This is a genomic window from Sulfurimicrobium lacus (assembly GCF_011764585.1).
In the GTDB taxonomy this organism is placed as follows: domain Bacteria; phylum Pseudomonadota; class Gammaproteobacteria; order Burkholderiales; family Sulfuricellaceae; genus Sulfurimicrobium; species Sulfurimicrobium lacus.
In genome coordinates this window covers 1,603,746-1,626,237 of record NZ_AP022853.1, presented here as the reverse complement: position 1 = coordinate 1,626,237, position 22,492 = coordinate 1,603,746, and the positions used below count along the sequence as shown (strand labels likewise).

The 22,492-nt window shown below is 60.1% G+C and carries 26 protein-coding genes; 4 read left to right on the top strand and 22 right to left on the bottom strand.

Annotated features, from left to right (window positions below; translation table 11 throughout):
• Positions 1-10: 10 nt before the first annotated feature.
• The 4 genes from flgD to SKTS_RS08075 all read right to left on the bottom strand — a co-directional run bounded on the left by flgD (position 11) and on the right by SKTS_RS08075 (position 3,435).
• The gene (flgD, locus tag SKTS_RS08090) at positions 11-664 is read right to left on the bottom strand and encodes a flagellar hook assembly protein FlgD (protein ID WP_173062978.1); all 654 of its coding nucleotides are present in this window, start codon (positions 662-664) and stop codon (positions 11-13) included.
• A 14-nt stretch (positions 665-678) separates the two neighbouring features.
• On the bottom strand, positions 679-1,089 hold the full coding sequence (gene flgC / locus SKTS_RS08085) for a flagellar basal body rod protein FlgC (protein WP_173062975.1): 411 nt from the start codon (positions 1,087-1,089) through the stop codon (positions 679-681).
• Positions 1,090-1,091: 2 nt separating this feature from the next.
• Positions 1,092-1,493, bottom strand: coding sequence for a flagellar basal body rod protein FlgB (gene flgB / locus SKTS_RS08080; protein WP_173062972.1), 402 nt, complete (start codon positions 1,491-1,493; stop codon positions 1,092-1,094).
• Between the two features lie 145 nt (positions 1,494-1,638).
• Positions 1,639-3,435, bottom strand: a complete 1,797-nt coding sequence (locus tag SKTS_RS08075; RefSeq protein ID WP_173062969.1) for a GGDEF domain-containing protein — start codon at positions 3,433-3,435, stop codon at positions 1,639-1,641.
• Between the two features lie 71 nt (positions 3,436-3,506).
• Between SKTS_RS08075 and flgA the strand changes: the two genes are divergently transcribed.
• The 3 genes from flgA to SKTS_RS08060 all read left to right on the top strand — a co-directional run bounded on the left by flgA (position 3,507) and on the right by SKTS_RS08060 (position 5,128).
• Positions 3,507-4,199, top strand: a complete 693-nt coding sequence (gene flgA / locus SKTS_RS08070; protein ID WP_173062965.1) for a flagellar basal body P-ring formation chaperone FlgA — start codon at positions 3,507-3,509, stop codon at positions 4,197-4,199.
• Positions 4,200-4,338: 139 nt separating this feature from the next.
• Entirely contained in the window at positions 4,339-4,644 is a 306-nt protein-coding gene (gene flgM, locus SKTS_RS08065) for a flagellar biosynthesis anti-sigma factor FlgM (protein ID WP_173062962.1), read from the top strand.
• Between the two features lies 1 nt (position 4,645).
• Entirely contained in the window at positions 4,646-5,128 is a 483-nt protein-coding gene (locus SKTS_RS08060) for a flagella synthesis protein FlgN (protein ID WP_173062959.1), read from the top strand.
• 46 nt (positions 5,129-5,174) lie between these two features.
• Here the strand turns inward: SKTS_RS08060 and motD are convergent, their stop codons facing one another.
• From motD to SKTS_RS07970, 18 genes are all read right to left on the bottom strand, one after another.
• Positions 5,175-5,960, bottom strand: coding sequence for a flagellar motor protein MotD (gene motD / locus SKTS_RS08055; RefSeq protein WP_173062956.1), 786 nt, complete (start codon positions 5,958-5,960; stop codon positions 5,175-5,177).
• An 80-nt stretch (positions 5,961-6,040) separates the two neighbouring features.
• The gene (locus SKTS_RS08050; RefSeq protein WP_173062953.1) at positions 6,041-6,781 is read right to left on the bottom strand and encodes a flagellar motor protein; all 741 of its coding nucleotides are present in this window, start codon (positions 6,779-6,781) and stop codon (positions 6,041-6,043) included.
• A gap of 11 nt (positions 6,782-6,792) precedes the next feature.
• Positions 6,793-7,515 carry an RNA polymerase sigma factor FliA gene (locus SKTS_RS08045; RefSeq protein WP_173062950.1) on the bottom strand — a complete coding sequence of 241 codons (723 nt, stop codon included), beginning with the start codon at positions 7,513-7,515 and terminating at the stop codon, positions 6,793-6,795.
• Between the two features lie 7 nt (positions 7,516-7,522).
• Entirely contained in the window at positions 7,523-8,419 is an 897-nt protein-coding gene (locus tag SKTS_RS08040) for a P-loop NTPase (RefSeq protein ID WP_173062947.1), read from the bottom strand.
• Positions 8,412-9,767 carry a flagellar biosynthesis GTPase FlhF gene (gene flhF / locus SKTS_RS08035; RefSeq protein WP_173062945.1) on the bottom strand — a complete coding sequence of 452 codons (1,356 nt, stop codon included), beginning with the start codon at positions 9,765-9,767 and terminating at the stop codon, positions 8,412-8,414. Before flhF ends, SKTS_RS08040 begins: the two co-directional genes overlap by 8 nt.
• Positions 9,764-11,848 carry a flagellar biosynthesis protein FlhA gene (flhA, locus tag SKTS_RS08030; RefSeq protein ID WP_173062942.1) on the bottom strand — a complete coding sequence of 695 codons (2,085 nt, stop codon included), beginning with the start codon at positions 11,846-11,848 and terminating at the stop codon, positions 9,764-9,766. Before flhA ends, flhF begins: the two co-directional genes overlap by 4 nt.
• Before the next feature lie 22 nt (positions 11,849-11,870).
• Positions 11,871-13,013, bottom strand: coding sequence for a flagellar biosynthesis protein FlhB (gene flhB, locus SKTS_RS08025; RefSeq protein WP_173062939.1), 1,143 nt, complete (start codon positions 13,011-13,013; stop codon positions 11,871-11,873).
• Positions 13,014-13,102: 89 nt separating this feature from the next.
• A complete protein-coding gene (gene iscX / locus SKTS_RS08020) occupies positions 13,103-13,297 on the bottom strand; it encodes a Fe-S cluster assembly protein IscX (RefSeq protein ID WP_173062936.1) in 195 nt (64 codons plus the stop codon).
• 1 nt (position 13,298) lies between these two features.
• Positions 13,299-13,640: an ISC system 2Fe-2S type ferredoxin gene (gene fdx, locus SKTS_RS08015; protein ID WP_173062932.1), complete on the bottom strand. Its 342-nt coding sequence runs from the start codon at positions 13,638-13,640 to the stop codon at positions 13,299-13,301.
• A gap of 84 nt (positions 13,641-13,724) precedes the next feature.
• Positions 13,725-15,587 (bottom strand): Fe-S protein assembly chaperone HscA, encoded by a 1,863-nt coding sequence (hscA, locus tag SKTS_RS08010; protein ID WP_173062928.1) that lies wholly within the window; start codon positions 15,585-15,587, stop codon positions 13,725-13,727.
• An 84-nt stretch (positions 15,588-15,671) separates the two neighbouring features.
• Positions 15,672-16,208 carry a Fe-S protein assembly co-chaperone HscB gene (gene hscB, locus SKTS_RS08005; RefSeq protein WP_173062924.1) on the bottom strand — a complete coding sequence of 179 codons (537 nt, stop codon included), beginning with the start codon at positions 16,206-16,208 and terminating at the stop codon, positions 15,672-15,674.
• 76 nt (positions 16,209-16,284) lie between these two features.
• A complete protein-coding gene (gene iscA, locus SKTS_RS08000; RefSeq protein ID WP_173062919.1) occupies positions 16,285-16,608 on the bottom strand; it encodes an iron-sulfur cluster assembly protein IscA in 324 nt (107 codons plus the stop codon).
• Positions 16,609-16,610: 2 nt separating this feature from the next.
• Positions 16,611-17,027 (bottom strand): Fe-S cluster assembly scaffold IscU, encoded by a 417-nt coding sequence (gene iscU, locus SKTS_RS07995; RefSeq protein WP_173062916.1) that lies wholly within the window; start codon positions 17,025-17,027, stop codon positions 16,611-16,613.
• Between the two features lie 97 nt (positions 17,028-17,124).
• Positions 17,125-18,333, bottom strand: coding sequence for an IscS subfamily cysteine desulfurase (locus tag SKTS_RS07990; protein WP_173062913.1), 1,209 nt, complete (start codon positions 18,331-18,333; stop codon positions 17,125-17,127).
• 14 nt (positions 18,334-18,347) lie between these two features.
• A complete protein-coding gene (locus SKTS_RS07985) occupies positions 18,348-19,496 on the bottom strand; it encodes a cysteine desulfurase family protein (RefSeq protein ID WP_173062910.1) in 1,149 nt (382 codons plus the stop codon).
• 16 nt (positions 19,497-19,512) lie between these two features.
• Complete coding sequence (iscR, locus tag SKTS_RS07980; RefSeq protein ID WP_173062907.1) at positions 19,513-19,998, bottom strand: Fe-S cluster assembly transcriptional regulator IscR; 486 nt, start codon at positions 19,996-19,998, stop codon at positions 19,513-19,515.
• 55 nt (positions 19,999-20,053) lie between these two features.
• Entirely contained in the window at positions 20,054-20,806 is a 753-nt protein-coding gene (cysE, locus tag SKTS_RS07975; RefSeq protein WP_173062904.1) for a serine O-acetyltransferase, read from the bottom strand.
• A gap of 50 nt (positions 20,807-20,856) precedes the next feature.
• Complete coding sequence (locus SKTS_RS07970; protein ID WP_173062901.1) at positions 20,857-21,594, bottom strand: RNA methyltransferase; 738 nt, start codon at positions 21,592-21,594, stop codon at positions 20,857-20,859.
• A gap of 63 nt (positions 21,595-21,657) precedes the next feature.
• Between SKTS_RS07970 and SKTS_RS07965 the strand changes: the two genes are divergently transcribed.
• Positions 21,658-22,473, top strand: a complete 816-nt coding sequence (locus SKTS_RS07965; protein WP_173062898.1) for an inositol monophosphatase family protein — start codon at positions 21,658-21,660, stop codon at positions 22,471-22,473.
• The last annotated feature ends 19 nt before the right edge of the window (positions 22,474-22,492 follow it).

Sequence of the window (22,492 nt, the reverse complement as noted above, 5' to 3'; positions counted from 1 at the left end):
ATATTTCTCCTTACAGAATCTGTTTGACTTGAGACAAGGTCACCGGACCCAGCCCGACCACGTTCAGTGTGGCGCCCTGCGCCCCGAGGGATACGCTGGCGACCTGGCCCACCGCCAGTGCCGTAGCATCGACTTTCTTGCCGGCCTGCATTGCCGTCACCTCGAAGGTGTATGAGCCGTCCGGAGCCACAGCCCCGCTGTCGGTGGTGCCGTCCCACTGGAATGGCACGGTGCCCGCAGCCTTTTGCGCGCCAAGGTCAGCACTGTGAATCACGGCGCCGCTCGCATCCTTGATGTTGACCGTCAGGCTATCCACCGCCTGCGTCAGGTCCACGCCACCGAAGGCTGCGCCGCCGCTCAGTTCCAGCTGCTTGCCGGGAACCATCACGCCACGGCCGACCAGGCTTGCCGCCTGAAGCGTCTGCCCTGCCATGAACGAGCTCGATAGCGCATTGACGGTGTCGTTCAACTTGTTGATACCCGTCACGGTGGACAACTGCGCCATCTGGCTGGTCACCTGGGCGTTGTCGAGCGGATTCAACGGGTCCTGGTTTTTCATCTGCGTGACCAGCAGCTTGAGAAAACGGTCTTCCGTCTCCTTGGCGGTGCTGGCCGCCGTGGGAGCAGTGCTGGTTCCCGTCGTTACCGAATTAACTGTTGCCATGATTCTCTACCTCCTTATTGCCCTAGCTGTAGCGTTTTCAGCAACAGGGTTTTTGCCGTATTCATCACATCCGCGTTGCTCTGGTATGAGCGCGATGCGGAAATCATGTTCACCATTTCTTCCACCGCATTGACGTTGGGCATCGTTACATACCCCTTGGCATCGGCCAGCGGACTCTTCGGGTCGTACATCATCTTCATCGGCGCCGGATCGTCGATCACCCTATCCACCCGCACCCCTGCAGCGGCGCCGTTGCTTCCGCCCAGCGGCGTAGCACTGAACACCACCTGCTTGGCGCGGTAAGGCTGCCCGGTGGAACTGGTCGCGCTGTCGGCATTCGCCAAGTTGCTGGCCACCACGTTTAGGCGCTGCGATTGCGCCGTCATGGCAGAGCCGGAAATATCGAACAAGTTGAAGAGGGACATGATTATTGGCTACTCAGCGCAAGTTGCATTTCTTTGAATTTACCGCTGACGCGGTCCAGGGCGAACTGGTAACGGATGGCGTTGTCGATGAACTGGGTGCGTTCCACGTCCATATCCACGGTATTGCCGTCGATGCTGGGCTGAGCCGGCTGGCGGTATAAGGTACGCGCACCGAAGGGGTTGCTATCCTTGGCTTGCAGGTGCCCGGGTGCGGTCCTGTTCAAACCAACCGCATCGCCGGACCCCATTGCCGTTTGCAGCGCACGGGAAAAATCGATATCAACCGCTTTGTAGTTGGGCGTGTCGGCGTTGGCGATATTACCTGCCAGCAGTTGCTGACGCTGCGCATGCAGATTCAGCGCCTTGCTCATGAAGCCGATTTCTTCGTCTATCCTGCCGATCATGGCCGCCAACCTAAAACTTGATGATGGCATCTATAAAAGCACACATCGTGCCAACGGAAAATTCAGGAAAAACCGGACAGAAACAGCAACCAAGGGGGAAAAGCAGAAAAGCCGGCGGCAATATTTGCCGCCGGCGGCAAAACAGTCAGGCGGCCGCCACCACGCGATTACGGCCGGCTTCCTTCGCCTGATAGAGCGCCTTGTCGGCGCGGCTGATCATCGACTCGGCACCTTCGCCCGCCCCGCGGAGCGCCACCCCGGCACTGAAGGTGATGAGCAGACGCTGGTTGTCGTGCATGAAGAAATTCTTGGTGAGATGGCGCTGCACGCGCGTCATCACCATGACGGCCTCGTCGATACCGGCTTCAGGGAGGATGATCACGAATTCCTCGCCGCCGAAACGGGCGATGACATCGCTTGGACGCAAGGCTTCCTTCACCACACGCACCAGGTGAATCAACGCCTCATCGCCGGCGTCGTGGCCATAAGTATCGTTGAGCCGTTTGAAGTGGTCGATATCCAGCAGCGACACGCACAGTGGCACGTTCAGCCTGTCGGCGCGCGACAGCTCGCGCTCGAAGGCGTCATCCATGCCGCGCCGGTTGAGTGTGCCGGTCAGATGATCCTCGTGCACCAGTTCGCTGACGTGGTCCAGCTCCTGTTCCAGCTGGAGGATTTTCGCCTCCGCCTCCTTGACCTTGCGATGCGACAATTCCAGCTCGTCATGCGAACGTATCATATCGAGCTGCATGCCTCGGGTGTCCTTCATCAGATTGCCGAGGATCTGGTTGAGCTTGTTGATATCCTCGGTACGGCCAATCTCTTCGGTGTACCTCTCGATCTTGGCGTGATATTCGCCAGTGCTGGCGGTCATCTCAGACATGCGGTCGATGAAGGTCGCCATCATGTTCTTGATCGTGTCCTTGGCTTCCAGCAGGCTATGTTTCAGGTTCCCCTGCTTGAAGATCACTTCCTTGAAACTGCGCTCGGCATCGTACAGAACACGGCTGTCGAGCGGCTTGGCGATGATGTCCTGAACCACAGAAATCTGTCCGTTCAACCATTTGTCGTCCAGCAGCAATTCGCTGATATTGTCCACCAGCAAGCGCAGCAACCGCACCAGGCCATCCAGCACCTGGGCGTCGGAGTCGTTGCGCAGCTCGAGCTTGATCCAGAACTGTTTAAGGTTCTTCGCAACCCCCTGGATAGAGGACTGGTCGCGCGCTTCTCGGGCCTGCTGCGCCAGCATCACTGCTTCATCGCGCAGGTCGGGAAACTGGGAAAGACGAGGCGCGACGCCGGTCTGGATGGTTTGCGCCAGCATTTCGCGCAAGGCGCCGGGGATGTCGCTGGTTGGAATTTCCAGCGCGGACACCCCACCCCCGGAAGCGACGGCCGTTTTCCCTTGCAACTCGGCGACTGCTTCGCCGCCTTCGACCGGTACGCCTGTTTGCGCCGTTGGATTTTCCGCCCAGGAGGCAACCAAAGCCTGGACCTTGGTGAACAACACCGACGAATCGCGGGAGAAATTGCTCAAAACCCGCTCCAGCCCGTCCTTCTTGCGCGCCACGGTTATCCCGCTCTGCTTCAGGTCCCACTGGCGCATCAGCTCGCGAATCAATTCTCCCCAGGAAGCTTCGCTTCCCAGTGCCGTCTTAGGCACCAGGCTGGCCAGCGCGGTCTCGATCGCCTTTTGTTCGCCCGCACCGAGAGCATTCGCCAGCGCCTTGAATTGCGGCCCCATGCCGGGGACCTGCTTAGCCAGTTCCTGCAGGGCTTTCAACAAGGCCTGATCGCCCTTGGAGTGAGGCACGACAGGCTTGGTGCCTGCAATTTCGTGATAAATGGTCTGGTAGTTTTCCGGCGTAGGCGCAATCCGACGTGCCGACAAAAGCTTCAGGGTTTCGCGGGCGAGATCAGTGGGATTGGTGAAGGCGGGCATTTAGACTCATGGCATGTGGAGGGGGAGCTGGCGAAGTATAGCACCGCGGCATTTTCGGTTACAATCAGGCTATGTTTACGCGCTTGTTCTACCTCTGCTTGCTGCTGATTTACCCCTTTCACGGGATGGCCAACGGGCAGTGGCAAAACCTGGATGCGATCCTCAGCGGCGTCACCCAATTCGCGCGCCAGCAAACGGCAGCACAGCCAGGCAGCGTCACCGTTACCGCGGGGACCCTGGACCCGCGCCTGCGCTTGCCGGCCTGTCCCGCCATGGAATTCTTCATCCCGACCGGCAGCCGCATGTGGGGCAACAGCAACGTCGGCGTGCGCTGCCCTGCCCCGTCGACATGGACCGTGTACGTTCCGGTCAACATCAGGATCACCGCCGACATCGTGTTCGCCGCCCGCCCCCTGCAATCCGGGCAAAAATTGAGCGAGGCGGACATTTTGATAAAAAGCGATGACATCACACAGTTCGCTTCCGGTGTGATCACCGACCCCAGTCAAGCTCTGGGCAGGATTGTCACCCTTGGTGTTGCAGCGGGCTACCCGCTACGCAACGATATGTTGCGCGCTCCCCACGTCATCCAGCAGGGGCAGAGTGTAAAAATCATAGCCAAGGGAGCAGGCTTCCAGGTAAATGCCGAAGGCAAGGCGCTGACCAACGCCGCCGCCGGGCAGATCGTCTCGGTACGCACGCCATCCGGGCAAGTCATCAAGGGAACAGCCAGGGAGGGAGGGTTCGTCGAAGTGCCATTCTGAGCGGATTCCCGCATGGAACGACAATTGCTTAATCCGAAGCAGAAAATATTGCGGCTGCCGGCTAAAGTTTTTCCGCTGCATGCCGCTGTAACACCTATCATAGCCCCCTGAACTGCAGGAATGGCGCAAAGGAAATATCGTGAAAATTGACAGCTCAGTCGGAAAACTCGTTGCCACGCCGGATGGCCAAAGCAAAGTGGTGCGCAACAACCCCAAACAGCAGTCCGCCGCAAAAACGGAAAGCCGGGATGAAGTGCAATTGACTTCGTCCAGCCAGTTGCAGGCCATGGGCAGCGGCATCGACACCAGCACGCCGATTGACAGCGCAAAAGTCGATGCCATCAAACAGGCTATTTCCGAAGGGCGATTCAAAATCAACCCGGAAATGATTGCCGATCGTCTGCTGACCTCGGTTAAAGACTTGCTGGCAAGCCAAAAGGGCTGAGTTGAAACAAGAATCCGCTGCCGAATTTGCTCTCAAACTAAGTGAAGAGCTTGGCGCTTTCGGGGAGTTTCACCAACTTCTGGAACAGGAACAGGCTGCCCTGATCGCTGGCGACATAGACCGTCTACTGCAGCTTGCGCCCGAAAAAACAGGACTCATAGAAAAACTTTTCGCTTTCAGCGTCGAACGTGACCACAAGCTGGCCGCCGCCGGTTATGAAAACACCCCCACAGGATTAGCCGCATGGCTTAGCGCCATCGGTGTAACTGACGAGACACGCGAACAGTGGGAGCTGCTACTCAATCTGGCGCGTGAGGCCGAACAAGCAAACCGCCGCAACGGCCTCCTGATCGAAACCCACCTGCGCCACAATCAGCAGGCTCTGGCCGCCCTTCAGACTGCGGCGAATCCGACGAACACCCTGTACGGCCCCAATGGCCAGATCAGCGGCCTCTCCAGTGGCCGCCCTCGCGGCAAAGTCTAGCGACACCGTCAGGCGCGAATCAATTCGCCCCTACGACAATCTGGATTTATTGCAGCACTGTCGCCGGCGCCTTGTCATCCGGTTCGATCATGACCGTCACACGCCGGTTTCGACTACGGCCTTCGTTGGTATCGTTTGGCTCAACCGGTCGCTGATCGGCATAACCGATCGCCATCAGCCGCGACGGGTCCACCCCGTTGTCAATAAACAGCCGAACCACGCTGCTGGCACGGGCGGTGGATAGCTCCCAGTTGGATGGATAGGCGGGCGTCCCGATCGGAATATTGTCGGTATGGCCCTCGATCTGCACCGCGTTGGGCACGCCTGCCACCACCTGCGCCACCGCTTTCAGAACCTGGATGGACGGTTTTTCCAACTGTGCCTGACCGGGGGCAAAAAGCACGCTGGCGTTGATTTCGATCGACACGCCAAGCGGGCTCTGGGTAACGCGCACCTGCCCCTCTTTCACCAGTGGTTCCATGACCTTGAGGAGATCGGTAGCGATCCCCTTCATTTTTTCTTCCTGTTTCTTGCGCTTGATTTCCTGCGCCTGATCGGCTTTTCGCACCGCGATCGGCTGCAAGATCATCTGACGGGCAGCTTGGGGTCGGCTGGGCTGTTCTTTTGCGAGGCGGAGTGGCTCCTGGCTGGTAGGAGTCTGCTTGAAGGCATCGACCAATGAGTCGCTCAACACGCGATATTTCCCTTCGTTGATGGACGAAATGGCATACATAACGACGAAAAAAGCGAACAAAAGAGTGATGAAGTCGGCATAGGAAACCAGCCAACGCTCGTGGTTCTCGTGTTCTTCCGGTCTTTTTTTGCGGGCCATGTCGTTAGCTTTCAGCTAGTCAGCTGTCAGCTGTCAGCGCCACCGATTTTGCTGATGGCTGACTAGCTGATGGCTTGCAGCTATAGTATGTATCCCTGCAACTTGGTTTCGATGACACGAGGGTTTTCCCCGTTGGCAATCGAACCCAGACCTTCGATCAGCATTTCGCGTATCGTCACCTGGTGGCCGATAATGGCCTTGAGCTTGTTGGCGACCGGCAGGAAAAACAAATTGGCAGACCCCACGCCATAGATCGTCGCGACGAACGCCACGGCAATCCCGCCGCCCAGCTTGGACGGGTCGGAGAGGTTCTCCATGACGTGAATCAAACCCATCACCGCTCCGATAATTCCGATCGTGGGCGCATAACCGCCGGCAGACTCCCATACCTTTGCTGCCTGCCGCTGGTGTTCCTCGTAAGTATTGATCTCCACCTCAAGCGCCTCGCGAATTTTCTCCGGTTCAGCGCCGTCCACCAGCATCTGCAAGCCTTTGCGTTTAAATGGATCGGTCAGGTCGTCGATCAGCGGTTCCAGTGCCAGCAAGCCGCCTTTGCGCGCCACCTGGCTCCAGGAAATGACTTCTTCGATTAGGCGTTGCGGATGAAAGCGAGGTGTCACGAACACCCACTTGAGCAATTTCATCCCGGCGAGAAACACCGGCAGGGAACTTTGCAACATGACGGCGCCCATCGTGCCGCCGATAACGATGAGGAAAGCGGTGACCTGCAGCAGCGAACCAAGATGTCCGCCTTCGAGAATCTGTCCGCCAATAATTGCCAGCAGGGCCATGGCCAGGCCGGCAACGCTTATGAAGTCCACGCCGCCGCGCATCAGTCGCCCAGCCAGTCCTTGAGCCGGCTGCGCAGGCGTGCGACAGCCTGACTATGGAGCTGGCTAACGCGGGACTCGGTCACGCCCAGTACTGCACCGATTTCTTTCAAGTTCAGCTCCTCTTCATAATACAGGCTCATCACCATTTGCTCGCGCTCCGGCAAAACGCTGATTGCCTCCACCAGCGCGGCGCGAAAATCTTCGTTCTCGATTTGCCCAAGCGGGCCCGGGCGCTGGTCGGCCGAGTGGCGCTCGAAAAAGTCGTCGTCGCCATCCGCCTGATAATCCTCGTAGTACACCAGCTGGTGACCACGTGCATCCTGCAGCATCTGCTGGAATTCCGCCAGCGGTACTTTCAATTCACTCGCCAGTTCCTGCTCGCCCGGCTGCCGCCCCAGCTTTTGCTCCAGCCTGTTTATCGCCGCTTCGATGGTGCGCATGCATTTGCGCGCCGAACGTGGCGCCCAGTCGGCTTCGCGTAGCTCATCCAGCATGGCGCCGCGGATGCGCTGTGACGCGTAAGTCTCGAACTGTGCCCCTTGCGACTGATCGTAGTGTCCGACAGCGTCGAGCAGGCCGATCAAGCCGGCCTGGATCAGGTCGTCGACCTCCACGCTGGCGGGGAGCTTGGCCGCCAGATGGTGCGCGATGCGCCTGACCAGCGGAGCATACTGCACCACGTATTGTTCCTTGTTCTGCAGTTTGCCGTTAGCCTGGTACATGATCCGACTACGCTCGCCCCGTCCTGCTCGGCTCGGCGGCAGTCGCCCTGCTGCTTTGCACCAGGCGCTGCATGAATACCTCCATCTGCCCCTGCTCGCCCGCCGGATGAGGCCATTGTTCCATTTTCTCGGCGAGATCGCGGAAAGCTTGCGCCGCAGTGCTGTCCGGAAAAGCATCGACTACCGTGCGACCAAGTTGCGTGGCGCGATGTATTTTCTCCTCCTGCGGCACGAACCCCATGAAATCCAGCGACACTTTGAGAAAACGCTTGGCCACCTTGGCCATATTGCTGAACACCACCCCGGCCTCTTCAGGACTGGCCACCCGGTTCACCACGATATGAAAATTGCGCCGGGCAAACCCCTGGTTGAGCACTTTGATCAACGCATAGGCATCGGTCATGGAAGCTGGCTGCGGGTCGACCACCACCACCAGTTCCTGCGCCGCCAGGCTCAAGGGCAGGACATTGCCCGCCACCCCCGCGACTGCATCGACCAGCACCACATCCATTGGCTGAGCAAGCTGCGCAAACGAACGTACCAGCCATTCCATATCCGAGGCGGAAAGATTTGCCAACTCCTGCACGCTCCTGCCGGACGGAACTACCATAATGCCTTCCGGGCCGCTCAGCATCACCTGCTCGAGACTTTGCTCGCGCCGCAGCACGTGCGTCAGGTTGTAATAGGGTGTCAGGCCGAGCATGCCGACCACGCTATGCTTGCCCTGGTGTTCATCCAGCAGCATCACCTGCTTGCCGCGCCTGGCGAGCGCCACGGCCAGATTGATCAGAACAGTGGTTTTGCCGACGCTGCGCTTGCCGCTTGTCAGCGTGACGATGCGCACGAAATCGTCCGAAAGCAGGCGGCGTAAGCCCTCTGCCTGATCCTGCATCGCTTCAGCCACGCAGGGCCTCCGACTCGGCGCCGCCATCCGCCGCGGTACCGCTCATCAGCAGAGGGTATTCGCCCTCTTCCAGGCTAAAGGGGGACTGCGTCTCGGCTGGGCGCAAAGCCCGATCCACCAGGTACATGGCGTTGGCCAGGTGCAAATCTTCCGGTACGCGCTGTCCGTTGGTAATGTAATGCACCGGCAGCTGATGGCGCACGATGACATCCAGCGCCCCACCCATGCTGATCGCTTCGTCAATCTTGGTCAGGATGCAGCCTTCGAGGTCCGCGCCGCGGTACGCGCGCACCACGTCTTCGAGAGTGCTGGCCTGAGCATTGGCGCTAATCAGCAACAGTCGCTTCACGCTACGGCCGGCGCCTGCGAGCAAGGCGACCTGTTCGGTCAGGCGGCGGTCGCGCTGGCTCATGCCGACGGTATCGATCAGCACCAGGTGCTTGTTCTGCAAATCGGCCAGGGTGAACTGCAGGTCTGCCTCGTCCTTGACCGCGTAGACCGGGACGCCGAGGATCTTGCCGTAGATTTTAAGTTGCTCGTGCGCGCCGATCCGGTAGCTGTCAGTGGTGAGCAGCGCCAGCTTGTTGGCACCATGCTGCAGCCGGCAGCGCGCTGCCAGCTTTGCCACGGTCGTCGTTTTGCCGACCCCTGTCGGTCCCACCAGGGCATAAACCCCGCCACGCTCGATGATGTCCTTGCCGGCGGCCACAGCGCGCAGATTATGGGTAAGCGCAGCCTTGACCCACTTTATGCCGCGGTTGAAATCGCCGCCGGGCGGCAGCTTTTCCAGCAACTGGCGCGATAGCGCCGGGCTGAAACCGGCCGACAGCATGTGACGCAGAATTTCCACCTTGACCGGATCGCTGCGCTGCAGTTCGCCCCATGCCAGACCGGCCAGCTGCCCTTCCAGCATGCCGCGCAGGGAGCGGATTTCACGCATCATTTCCTGCGCCATGTTATCCATGGACTCGGCTGCTGGCTGTGTCTCTGGCTTGGATTGCCGCGCCGCTGGCGACACGGCGTCGAGCATCGCTTCCTGGCGGATGCGCTGCAGTACGCTGATTTCTTCGCGCTTGACCGGGCGGGGGCTGGCTGGGACCGGCCGAGGCTCGGGATCGTATTCGGTCGGGCGCCGCTCTTGCACGTAGGGACGCGACTGCTTGATCACCGGAGCGGCGGCAAGGGCCGGCGTGGCGAGCGATGCCATGTCCATGTTGGCCACGGCCATGATCTCGATCATCCCGTCCACGGGGCGGTTGGAAAGAATAATGGCGTCCGCGCCGAGCGCATCGCGAACCTGGCGCAAAGCCTCGCGGGTATTGGCGGCGCGGAACTTTTTCACGTTCACGCTCTAGCTCCCAGCACGGCGGTCACGCGAATATTCCGGGAGTCCGGGACTTCCGCATGGGAAATAACTTTGAGCTGCGGCGCCACGCGGCGCAGGAAGCGCGACAACAGTGGCCGCAACATGGCCGGCACCAGCAGCACGGCAGGCAACCCCATCTGCTCCTGTTGCTGCACGGCATGTGTGGTTTGCTGCATGAGGTTTTCCGCAAGTCCCGGTTCCAGCCCCAAGCCTTCGCCCATGCCTTGGGCGGCGTGCATCATGATCTGTTCCAGATCGGGCTCGAGGGTCATCACCTGCAATTCTGCGGCTCCCGGGTAAATTTGCTGCATGATAGCACGGCCCAGAGCGACGCGAACCGCCGCCGTCAAGTCCGCCGCATCCTGGGTGCGGGAGGCGTGATCGGCCAGCGTGCCGATGATGGTGCGCATGTCGCGGATGTGTACGCCTTCGTCGAGCAAGTTCTGCAGCACCTTCTGCACCACGCCCAGCGGCAACAGCTTCGGCACCATATCTTCCACCAGCTTGGGCGATTCCTTGGCGAGGTGGTCGAGCAGTTGCTGGGTCTCTTCGCGCCCCAGCAGCTCCGCCGCATACCCGTGGATGATATTGGAAAGATGCGTCGCCACCACGGTGCTGCCGTCCACCACGGTGTAGCCGAAAGTCTGCGCCTGATCGCGCAGATTGGCATCGATCCACACCGCCGGCAGGCCGAATGCAGGGTCCGTGGTCGCCGCCCCCGGCAAAGCCCCCAGCACCCGCCCCGGATTGATGGCCAGGTACATGCCTGCATAGGCCTCTCCCTGACCGATCTCCACTCCTTTGAGGGTGATGCGGTAGCCATTGGGACGCAGTTCCAGGTTGTCTCGGATATGTACCGGCGGCACGAGGAAGCCCATGTCCTGTGCGAATTTTTTGCGGATGCCGCGAATGCGCCTCAGCAGTTCGCCGTCCTGGGCGCGGTCCACCAGCGGGATCAGGCGGTATCCCACCTCCAGCCCGAGCGCGTCCACCGGCATCACGTCATCCCAGCCCACTTCCTGCATTTCCGGCGCCTGCATGGCTTCGGGCGGTGGCGTTTCCGGCAGTTCCGGCGCTTTCGCTTTTTCTTCGAGATAATATGCTGCCCCGGCCAGAATCCCGCCGAGCGACAGGAACGCGATATGGGGCATATTCGGAATCATGCCCATCAGGCCGAGAATGGCGCCGGTGGTATAGAGCACCGAGGGGCGGTTGAACAGCTGGCTGATAAATTGCTGACCCACGTCCTCGTCGGTGGCGACGCGGCTCACCACCATGCCCGCTGCGGTGGAAATGATCAACGCCGGAATCTGCGCCACCAGGCCGTCACCAATGGCGAGCAGGGTGTAGTTGTTGGCCGCGGCGGCAACACTCATGTCGTGCTGGAATATTCCCACCAGCAAGCCGCCGATGACGTTGATGAACAGGATCAGGATGCCGGCGACGGCATCGCCGCGCACGAATTTGCTGGCACCGTCCATGGAACCGAAGAAATCGGCTTCCTGCGAAATCACCGCGCGGCGTTTGCGCGCTTCGTCCTCGCCGATCAGGCCGGCGTTGAGGTCGGCGTCGATCGCCATCTGCTTGCCGGGCATGGCATCCAGGGTAAAGCGCGCGCTGACTTCCGCGATACGCCCGGCACCCTTGGTGATCACCACGAAGTTGATCACCACCAGGATGACGAACACCACGATGCCGACGGTGTAATTGCCACCCACCAGAAAGTGTCCGAACGCCTCGATCACCTTGCCCGCCGCGTCCGGTCCGGTATGCCCTTCGAGCAGCACCACCCGCGTCGAGGCCACGTTCAGAGAAAGGCGCAGCAAGGTGGTGACCAGCAGCACGGTAGGAAACACCGAAAATTCGAGCGGCCTCTGGGTGTTCAGGCTGACCAACATCACGATCATCGACAGGGCGATGTTGAAGGTAAAGAGTATGTCGAGCAGGAACGGCGGCAGCGGCAGCACCATCATGGCCAGAATCATGATGATAAGGACCGGCCCTGCCAGGGTTTTCAAACCACGGCGACCGAGCAGGGGCGGCGCGTCTACCCTGGCGTTCATCTAACAACCTGTTTTATTGTTCTCAAGCGGCTTCTCTCACAAAATCCAGTTCCGGCGGCACCGGCAACACGCGCGGCGCTTCTGGCTGCTCGCCGCCATAGGTGCGATAGCGACGCAATTGATAAACGTAGGCCAGCACTTCCGCCACTGCAGTATAAAGTTTGGCCGGAATTTCCTGTCCCAGTTCGGCATGCCGGAACAAGGCTCGCGCCAGCGGCGGCGCTTCCAGAATAGGGACATGGTTCTCTTCCCCCAGCTGGCGAATTCTGAGGGCGATCAGTGCGGCGCCCTTGGCAATCACCTGCGGGGCACGCATCTTGTTTTCCTGGTAGCGCAAGGCCACCGCGTAATGCGTCGGGTTGGTCACGATCACGTCTGCCTTGGGTACTTCCGACATCATGCGCCGGCGCGCAGCCTCGCGCTGCAGGGCACGAATCCGCGCCTTCACATGCGGATCGCCCTCGGTTTCCTTGCCTTCCTGGCGGACTTCTTCCTTGGTCATCTTGAGCTGGCGGCTATGATTCCACAACTGATAAGGGACATCGATCGCCACGATCAGCAGCATGGAAGCGGACACCGCCATGAAAGTAAAGCCGACCATGCTGGCCAAGTGCGTCAACCCGGTTTCCAGCGGCTCCGACACCAGCGCAATGACGCCATCCACATCCTGATAGACGACCCAGAACGCCACACCACCGATCAGTCCGGCCTTGAACACCGCCTTGAGCATTTCCACCATGCCGCTCCAGGAAATGATTCGGGTAACACCCTTGAGCGGGTCAAGGCGGGAAAAATCCGGCGCCAGGGCATCGACCGAAAACAGCCAGCCGGAAACCAGCACGGAAGATGCCACGGTAGCAAGCAACATCAAACCCAGTAAGGGCAGGAAAGTCATCAGTATATCCAGTGAATACTGGTAAAGATGGTGCGACATATGCACGGGGTCGAAAGCGGACGCACGCTCCAACGTCAGGGCATTCTTCATCAGGGCACGCATGTGCTCCATCATGCCGCCACCCATATACATCATGCCCCCGCCGGCAGCCAGCAGAATGGCGACAGTAGTCAGCTCGCGCGAACGCGCGACCTGCCCCTTCTCACGTGCCTGCTCGATGCGCCGCTGCGATGCGGGTTCCGTGCGTTCTAGATCGCTGTCTTCAGCCATTTCCACCCTCTTTGGGGAGGGAGTTTAACATGCCGCGAAGCCAGCAAAAAGGCGCGTGTATTCCCTCCCGGGAATACAGCGTGGCGGGATTATTCCGCTTCTTCCATCCAGGCCATCTGGATGGCCTCGAGAATTTTTTCGTTGGAACGATTGGGGTCGTCGCTGAAGCCGTCCAGTTCGGTCACCCATTGGTGCAGGTCGGTGAAGCGGACATATTGCGGGTCGGTGTCGGGGTGGGTGTCGTACAGCGCGATGGCTATCTGGTGAACATCGGTCCATTTCATATCAGTGATGCCCTTCCTTGACCATGTTGATGGTGTACTTGGGTATCTCGATCACCAGGTCCTGAGCGTCCACGATCGCCTGGCACGACAGGCGGGAATTGGGTTCCAGCCCCCACGCCTTGTCGAGCATGTCTTCTTCGAGTTCTTCCGCGTCGTTGAGGGACTCCAGACCTTCGCGCACGATCACGTGGCAGGTGGTACAGGCACAGGATTTCTCGCAGGCGTGCTCGATTTCGATGCCGTTTTCGAGCAGGGTGTCGCAGATGGATACGCCGGGTTTGGCATCGATCACCGCACCCTCAGGGCACAGTTCGACATGGGGCAAAACGATCAGTTGGGGCATTATTAGCTCTCGGTAGTTAGCTATCAGCCATCAGCCATCAGTTTTTTGCTGACAACTGATAGCTGACTGCTGACAGCTATAAAATCAATTTTCCAGCTCTTCCAGCTTGTGTCCGGAGAGCGCCTTGTTGACGCTGGCATCCATGCGCCGCGCGGCAAAGGATTCGGTGGCGTGATTGAGCGTTTCCAGCGCCTGGGTGACAAGCCGGTGATCCTCGCCGGCGATGGCGGCGCGCAGGGTCTCGATCTTTGCAGCGATTCTGTCGCCCTCGCCTTCTTTCAGCAAATGGCCGTCCTCGTGCAAGGCGGCTTCCACCGCCTCGATCAGGCGCCCGCCCTCGACGCGCGCTTCCTGCAGGGCACGGGCCAGCATGTCGTCTTTGGCATGCTCGTGCGAGGCTTGCAGCATCTGCGTGATCTGATCGTCGCTCAAGCCGTAGGAAGGCTTGACCGTCACGGAGGACTCGACGCCTGTGCTTTGCTCCCGCGCCGTGACGGAGAGCAGGCCATCCGCGTCCACCTGATAGGTGACGCGGATACGCGCCGCACCGGCCACCATGGGCGGGATGCCGCGCAGCTCGAACTTGGCCAGGGAACGGCAGTCGCTCACCAGTTCGCGTTCGCCCTGCACCACGTGGATGCTCATGGCGGTCTGGCCGTCCTTGTAGGTGGTGAATTCCTGCGCACGCGCCACGGGAATGGTGGAATTGCGCGGGATGACTTTTTCCGTCAGGCCGCCCATGGTTTCCAGTCCGAGCGACAGGGGGATCACGTCGAGCAGCAGCCAGTCGTCCTCGCCGCGGTTGCCGGCCAGCACGTTGGCCTGGATCGCCGCGCCCAGCGCCACCACCTTGTCCGGGTCGAGGTTGTTGAGCGGCTCCTGGCCGAAGAACTGGCCCACCGCGTGCTGGATGATCGGCATGCGGGTCGAGCCGCCGACCATCACCACGCCTTTGACTTCTTCCACCGACAACCCGGCGTCGCGCAACGCCTTGCGGGTCGGCGTCAGCGTCTTTTTGACCAGGCTCTGGGTGATGTCGGCGAACACTTGGGCGGACAGCGTCAGGTCTACCATTTCACCGTTGGAAAGCACTGCGGTGATGCGCGTTTCCGGGTGCTCGGTCAGCGCTTCCTTGGCGGCGCGCGCATGAGTGAGCAGTAGCCGGGCATCCTGGTGATTCAGCCCGGACAAGCCGCCCTGTTCGAGTATCCAGCAATAGATGCGGTGGTCGAAATCGTCGCCGCCCAAAGCGGAATCGCCGTTGGTGGCCAGTACTTCGAACACGCCGCGCGAAAGTTTCAGAATGGAGATATCGAAAGTCCCGCCACCCAGATCGAACACCGCGTACACGCCTTCGGCGCCGTTATCCAGCCCATAGGCGACTGCCGCCGCGGTGGGTTCGTTGAGCAGGCGCAGCACGTTCAGACCGGCCAGCCGCGCCGCGTCCTTGGTGGCCTGGCGCTGCGCATCGTCGAAATAGGCCGGCACGGTAATGACCGCACCGACCAGTTCGCCGCCAAGGGACTTTTCCGCGCGCTGGCGCAGCACCTTGAGGATTTCTGCCGAAACCTCCACCGGGCTCTTCACGCCGGCGATGGTCTGGATCTGCACCATGCCGGGTTCGTCCACGAAACGGTAGGGCAGATGGGCTGCGTCGGCGATATCGGAAAGCCCGCGCCCCATGAAACGCTTTACCGAGACGATGGTGTTTTGCGGATCCACCGCCTGCACCTGCTGCGCCTGACACCCCACTTCCACGCCGTCGCTGGTGTAACGCACCACCGAGGGCAACAGGGGACGGCCGTGCTCGTCGTTCAATACCACGGCCAGACCGCTGCGCACCGTTGCCACCAGGGAGTTGGTAGTGCCAAGGTCGATACCCACCGCCAGACGATGCTGGTGCGGCGCGGCACTCATGCCGGGTTCGGCGATTTGCAGTAAAGCCATGAAAATCCTTTTTAAACCACGGAGAACACGGAGAACGCGAAGCAAACCCTTTAGGGGGCTACTTCGTCAGTCTCCGCGTTTAATTCAAGTTTCCATCAACTCCAGGGCGTTATCAATTTCCTCGCCCAGCTTTTCCATGAACTTCAGTTTGCGCACCAGTCCGGACGCGGCCTGGTAGTCCGCTTGCTCGTCCAGCAATTGCCCCAGCTCCTGGTGCTGCGCGCGTATTTCGCCGCGCAGGCGGTGGTGCAGCGCTTCCATGTCGTCGGCGTCCTGGGCTTCCCTGGCTTCCATGATGGCCTCGCGCCACTCCATCTGCGCCATGAGAAAATCCGCCGGCATGGCGGTGTTGCTTTCCTCCTGGGTGTCCACGCCGTGCAGGTGAAGCAGGTAGCGTGCACGCGCAAGCGGATTTTTCAGGATCTGGTATGCCTCGTTGGCATGCGTCGCCCACTGCATGGAGATACGCCGTTCCTGGTCGCCCAGATGGGCGAACTTGTCGGGGTGAACCTGCGTCTGGATATCGCGGTATGCCTGGTCCAGCCGTTCCACATCGATGCTGAACGACGGCTGCAGGCCGAACAGCTCGAAATGATTTTTACCGAAATCGTTTAATAACACTCAGTGTCAGCCTTCAGCATTCAGCTTGAAGCAACCGCACTGTCTTTCCTGACCGCTGACGGCTGATAGCTGACCGCTATACATTGAAACTCTCGCCGCAGCCGCACGCATTCTTGACGTTGGGGTTGTTGAACTTGAACCCTTCGTTCAGGCCCTCGCGGGTGTAGTCCAGCTCGGTGCCGTCCAGGTACGCCAGGCTCTTGGCGTCGATCAGCACTTTGACCCCATGGCTTTCGAACTGCAGGTCGTCCGCGCTAATTTCATCCGCGAACTCCAAGGTGTAGGCCATGCCGGAGCAGCCCGAAGTGCGCACGCCGAGGCGCAATCCCACGCCCTTGCCGCGTTTGGCGAGAAAATTGCTGACGTGTTTGGCAGCCTGTTCGGTCATTGTGATAGCCATGATCAGCACGCCCCCTTGCAGGCATCGGTCACCACGTTCGCGCCGTGCTTGGCCTTGTAGTCGGCCACGGCGGCCTTGATCGCGTCTTCCGCCAGAATCGAGCAGTGGATTTTGACCGGCGGCAGGGCCAATTCCTCGGCGATCTGGGTGTTCTTGATGTCGAGCGCCTGATCGAGCGTCTTGCCCTTGACCCATTCGGTCACCAGGGAACTCGATGCGATGGCCGAGCCGCAACCGTAAGTCTTGAACTTGGCGTCTTCGATCACGCCGTCCTTGTTGACCCGGATCTGCAGCTTCATCACGTCGCCGCAGGCCGGCGCGCCCACCATGCCGGTCGCCACGCCCTCTTCCTCTTTGGCGAAGGAACCGACGTTGCGCGGGTTTTCGTAGTGATCCAGTACTTTTTCGCTGTATGCCATTTTATTTGCTCCTGTTGTCGCAGGTTAGCGGTGAACAGTGAGCGGTAAGCGGAGGGGAAAACCGCTCACTGCTCCCTGCTCACCGTTCACCGATTAATCAATGTGCTGCCCACTGCACCGTACTGAGATCGATGCCATCCTTGAACATTTCCCACAGCGGCGACAGTTCGCGCAGCTTGCCGATCTTGTTCTTGAGCAGCTGGATCGCGTAGTCGATCTCTTCCTCGGTGGTGAAGCGGCCGATGGTGAAGCGGATCGAGCTGTGCGCCAGTTCGTCGCTGTGCCCCAGCGACTTCAGCACGTAGGAAGGTTCCAGGCTGGCGGAGGTGCAGGCGGAGCCGCTCGACACCGCGAGGTCCTTGATCGCCATGATGAGCGATTCGCCCTCGACGAAGCTGAAACTGATATTGAGATTATGCGGCACGCGGTTATCCATGTCACCGTTGACATAGACCTCCTCGATCTCCCTGAGGCCTTTGTAGAGGCGGTCGCGCAGCATGCGGGCACGCTCGTTTTCCGCTGCCATTTCTTCCCTGGCGATCTGGAATGCTTCGCCCATGCCTACGATCTGGTGCGTCGCCAGCGTGCCGGAACGCATGCCGCGTTCGTGCCCGCCGCCGTGCATCTGGGCTTCGAGGCGGATGCGCGGCTTGCGGCGCACGTACAGGGCGCCGATGCCCTTGGGTCCGTAGGTCTTGTGCGCGGAAAAGGACATCAGGTCCACTTTCAGCTTCTGCAGGTCGATCACCACCTTGCCGGTGGCCTGTGCCGCGTCGACGTGGAAAATCACGCCCTTGCTGCGGCAGATTTCGCCCAGCGCGGGGATGTCCTGGATCACGCCGATTTCGTTGTTGACGTACATCACCGAGGCCAGAATCGTGTCGGGGCGGATCGCCGCGGTGAACTTGTCGATATCCACCAAGCCGTTGGACTCGGGGATGAGGTAAGTCACCTCGAATCCGTGGCGTTCCAGTTCGCGGCAGGTATCCAGCACCGCCTTGTGCTCGGTTGCCACGGTGATGAGGTGCTTGCCCTTGCCGGAGTAGAAATTCGCCGCGCCCTTGATGGCCAGGTTGTTGGATTCGGTCGCGCCGGAGGTCCAGACTATTTCCTTGGCATCGGCATTCACCAGGGAAGCGACCTGCTGGCGGGCGTTTTCCACCGCCTCGTCGGCCTCCCAGCCGAAGGCATGGGAACGGCTCGCCGGGTTACCGAATTTCTCGGTCAGGTAGGGAATCATCTTTGCCGCCACCCGAGGGTCCACTGGCGTCGTCGCGGAATAATCCAGGTAAATCGGTAACTTCATCGCTTTCTCCAAAATCACACCAACTCTACGGATAACATGGATCGCAGGCGTCCTAATTCAACCTGCAATACCGCAATAAACTCTTGTACCTGCTGCCGGGTATTGGCACGCCCCAGGCTCACCCGAACGGCACCTTTGGCCAATTCCGCGGCAACCCCCATCGCCAGCAGCACCGCGCTCGGCTCCGTGCTGCCGCTGGAGCAGGCGGAGCCGCTGGCAACCGCGAAGCCGGCCCGGTCCAGCGCCATCAGCAGCGTCTCACCTTCGACGCCGGGAAAGGCGAAATAGCTGGTGTTGACCAGACGCGGCGCCGCGCCGCCGAACACCACCCCGCCCAATGCTGCCACGCCGCGCTCCACTTCAGTGCGCAACGCGCCGATCCGCTCAGCGTCCTGCAGCATGCGGTTTACCGCCAGTTCGCATGCCACGCCGAACCCGACGATGGCGGGCACGTTCTCGGTTCCGGCGCGCAAGCCTTTTTCATGGCCGCCGCCGCTGATCTGGGGCAGCAATTCCACCCGCTTGTCCATCACCAGGGCGCCGACGCCCTTGGGACCGTAAATCTTGTGCCCCGACAAGGACATGGCATGAACGCCAAGACTGGCGAAATCCACCTCGATCTTGCCCAAGGCCTGCACCGCATCGGTGTGCACCCAGGCGCCGGCGGCACGCGCGCTTTGCGCCACTGCCGCCACGTCCTGAATCACGCCGGTTTCATTGTTGGCCAACATCACGCTCACCAGTCCGGTGGATTCACGCAATGACTGTGCCAGATCGTTCATATCGCACCGGCCATCCCTGTCAACCGCCACGGTGCGCGGCTTCCAGCCCTGCTGCTGCAGATCCCGGCAGGGTTTGGCCACGCTGGGATGTTCGATGCCGCTGTGTACGATTTGCGACACAGGCAACACTGCAGCCATGCCGCGAATCGCCAGGTTGTTGGCCTCGGTACCGCCGCTGACAAAAATGACCTGCGAGGGATGCGCCCCCACGGTTGCCGCCACTTTCTCCCGCGCCTCCTCGACCGCCTGACGCGCACCGCGCCCGAAGCCGTGGCGACTGGAAGGGTTGCCGAAACGGTCCTGCAGATAAGGCATCATCGCCGCCAGCACCGCGTCATCCAGCGGCGTGGTGGCATTGTGGTCGAAATACGCCTGACTCATCGAACGGCCGAGCGGGTCAAGTGGAAGCCACGGCCTCGCCGATCTTTTCGCGCTTCAGGCGCTTGTCCAATTGCTGAATCTGCTGGGGCTTGTGGGCCCCGCCCTGCGCGGCGACCAGCTGAGCCAGGCTCACAGACTGCAGATAATCGAAAATCTTCACGTTGAGGTTGGTCCACAATTCGTGCGTCATGCAGGGAAGATCGTCGTGGCAATTACCCATGCCGCCGCACTTGGTGGCATCGATCGGCTCGTCCACCGCCTGAATGATGTCCGCGACCGAAATCGTATCCAGTTCGCGCGCCAGGCAATAGCCGCCACCCGGCCCGCGCACGCTGTCCACCAAGGAGTGCCGGCGCAATTTACCGAACAGCTGCTCGAGATAGGACAGGGAAATCCGTTGCCGGTCGCTGATACCGGCCAGCGTCACCGGCCCTTCTCCATGGCGCATGGCCAGATCGATCATCGCCGTTACCGCAAAACGTCCTTTGGTGGTCAAACGCATATATAGCCTCGTTAAAATGGTGCAACGTGGGATTACTATATTAAACCATACCGTTTTAGTCAACTATCTTGTTCAAATAGTTGACGTCGAATTTCTCGCTTGCCGCTTCACCATCCGGAATCTCGGCGCCCAGACGCTTGAGATGGAGCAATATTTGCTCGATGCGGTGATCGGTCACCACGGTATGATCGAGCAGGCTATGCACCGCTTTCACCATGGGATCATTCACGTCTTCGCTGATGGCGTAGGCCGAGAAGCCCATCTTCTTAGCCTGCGTTTCGCGTTTTTCGGCCTGAGATCCGTCCAGAATGCGCGCCGGGATGCCCACCGCAGTTGCGCCCGCCGGGACATCCTTCACCACCACCGCGTTGGAACCGACCTTGGCGCCCTCTCCGATAGTAATCGGCCCGAGAATCTTGGCGCCCGCGCCCACCACCACCCCCTTGCCCAGCGTGGGGTGGCGCTTGCCTTTTTTCCACGAAGTGCCGCCCAGCGTGACGCCGTGATAAAGCGTCACGTCGTCGCCGACCTCCGCCGTTTCGCCGATCACCACCCCCATGCCGTGATCGATGAAGACGCGCCGCCCCATTTGCGCTGCGGGATGGATTTCGATGCCGGTCATCCAGCGTGCAAAATGAGAGGTGAAGCGCGCCAGCCAGAAAAACCGCCAGCGCCACAGGCGATGGGTCAGGCGATGAAACAGGATGGCATGTACGCCGGGATAGGTGGTCAACACCTCCCAACGGGAACGGGCAGCGGGGTCACGCTCGAACACCACGGCAATATCTTCACGCAAATGTTTAAACATGGCGGCTAAATGGATATAATTGACTCATTATATATTCCCCAGTGATTTAGTCAACTATTATCCTTGGGAATACGTCCCCGACCGGACCACTTCAGAAACCCGCGCAATATATTCACCTCTTCCTGTTCCAGCTGAGCCCGCGCGTACAGGCGTCGAAACCGCGTCATCAGGCGCTTCGGATGCAACGGGTCAAGAAAATTGATCTCGATCAGGGTACGCTCCAGATGCTCATAGAAACGTTCCACGTCCTCGAAACTCGCCAGCGGAATATCTTTTGATACCGGCCCAGCCGCGATAGCAAGGACGCGCAGCTCATAGGCCACCACCTGCACCGCGGCCGCCAGGTTGAGCGAGCTGAATTCCGGATTGACTGGAATGGTAATCAGCAACTGGCATTTTTCAAGTTCGGCGTTGGACAGCCCTGACATTTCAGTACCAAATAGCACCGCTACCGGTGCGTCACCGGCGCGTGCCAGAATTTGCGGCGCCGCCTCACGCAAGTTCAGCATGGTGTGCGAAAGGCCGCGCTGCCGCGCGGTCAGGCCAACCACCAGCACGGCGCCCTGCAAGGCTTGCTCCAGACTGTTGCAGACAATGGCATTGGCCAGCAAGTCGTCTGCCCCGGCAGCCATGGCATCGGCCATCGCATCGGGAAACAGCTTGGGGTTCACCAGAAAAAGATTGCTCAGCCCCATGGTCTTCATCGCTCTCGCAGCCGCGCCGATATTGCCGGGGTGACTGGTGTGACTCAACACGACACGAATGTTGCCCAACACAGAGTTACTCAAAAGTTTTCTTTCCCATGTAAAATAGCGTCCAATTCCCGTTCATTAAAGCCATCGAAAACCACTATGCATCCAATGCTCACCACCGCGGTCAAGGCCGCGCGCCGCGCCGGCAACATCATCAACCGCGCATCCCTCGACATCGATCTGCTCACCATCAAGCAAAAAAGCCAGAATGATTACGTCAGCGAAGTGGATCGCGCCGCCGAAGACGCGATTATTGAAATTCTGCTGGAAGCCTATCCGGACCACGAAATTTTAGCAGAAGAGAGCGGCGCCCGTGGCACATCGGAATTCCAGTGGATCATCGACCCGCTCGATGGCACGACCAATTTTCTTCACGGCTTCCAGCAGTATGCCGTGTCCATCGCCCTGGTGTACAAGGGCGTGATTTCCCAGGCGGTCATCTACGACCCCAGCCGCAACGACCTGTTCACCGCCACCAAGGGGCGCGGCGCCTTCCTCAACGACCGCCGCCTGCGCGTCAGCAAACAGAAAAACCTCAGCGACGCCCTCATCGGCACCGGTTTTCCGTTCCGCGATTTCACGCATATGGATGCCTACATGGGCATGTTCCGCGACCTGATCCAGAAAACCGCCGGACTACGCCGTCCAGGATCAGCCGCGCTGGACCTGGCTTACACCGCTGCAGGCCGCTTTGACGGCTTTTTCGAAATCGGCCTCAATTCCTGGGACATCGCGGCCGGCTGCCTGCTGGTGCAGGAAGCCGGCGGACTGGTGGGCGACTTCGAAGGCAATGAAAGTTACCTGAAGAGCGGCAACATCGTCGCCGGAAACCCCAAGGTTTTCGGCCAGCTGTTACAGGCGATCGCGCCCCATCTGACCCCGGAACTGAAAACCCTTCCCGCTGCATTGCCGTAAAGCTCGTTCCGCTCCGAGG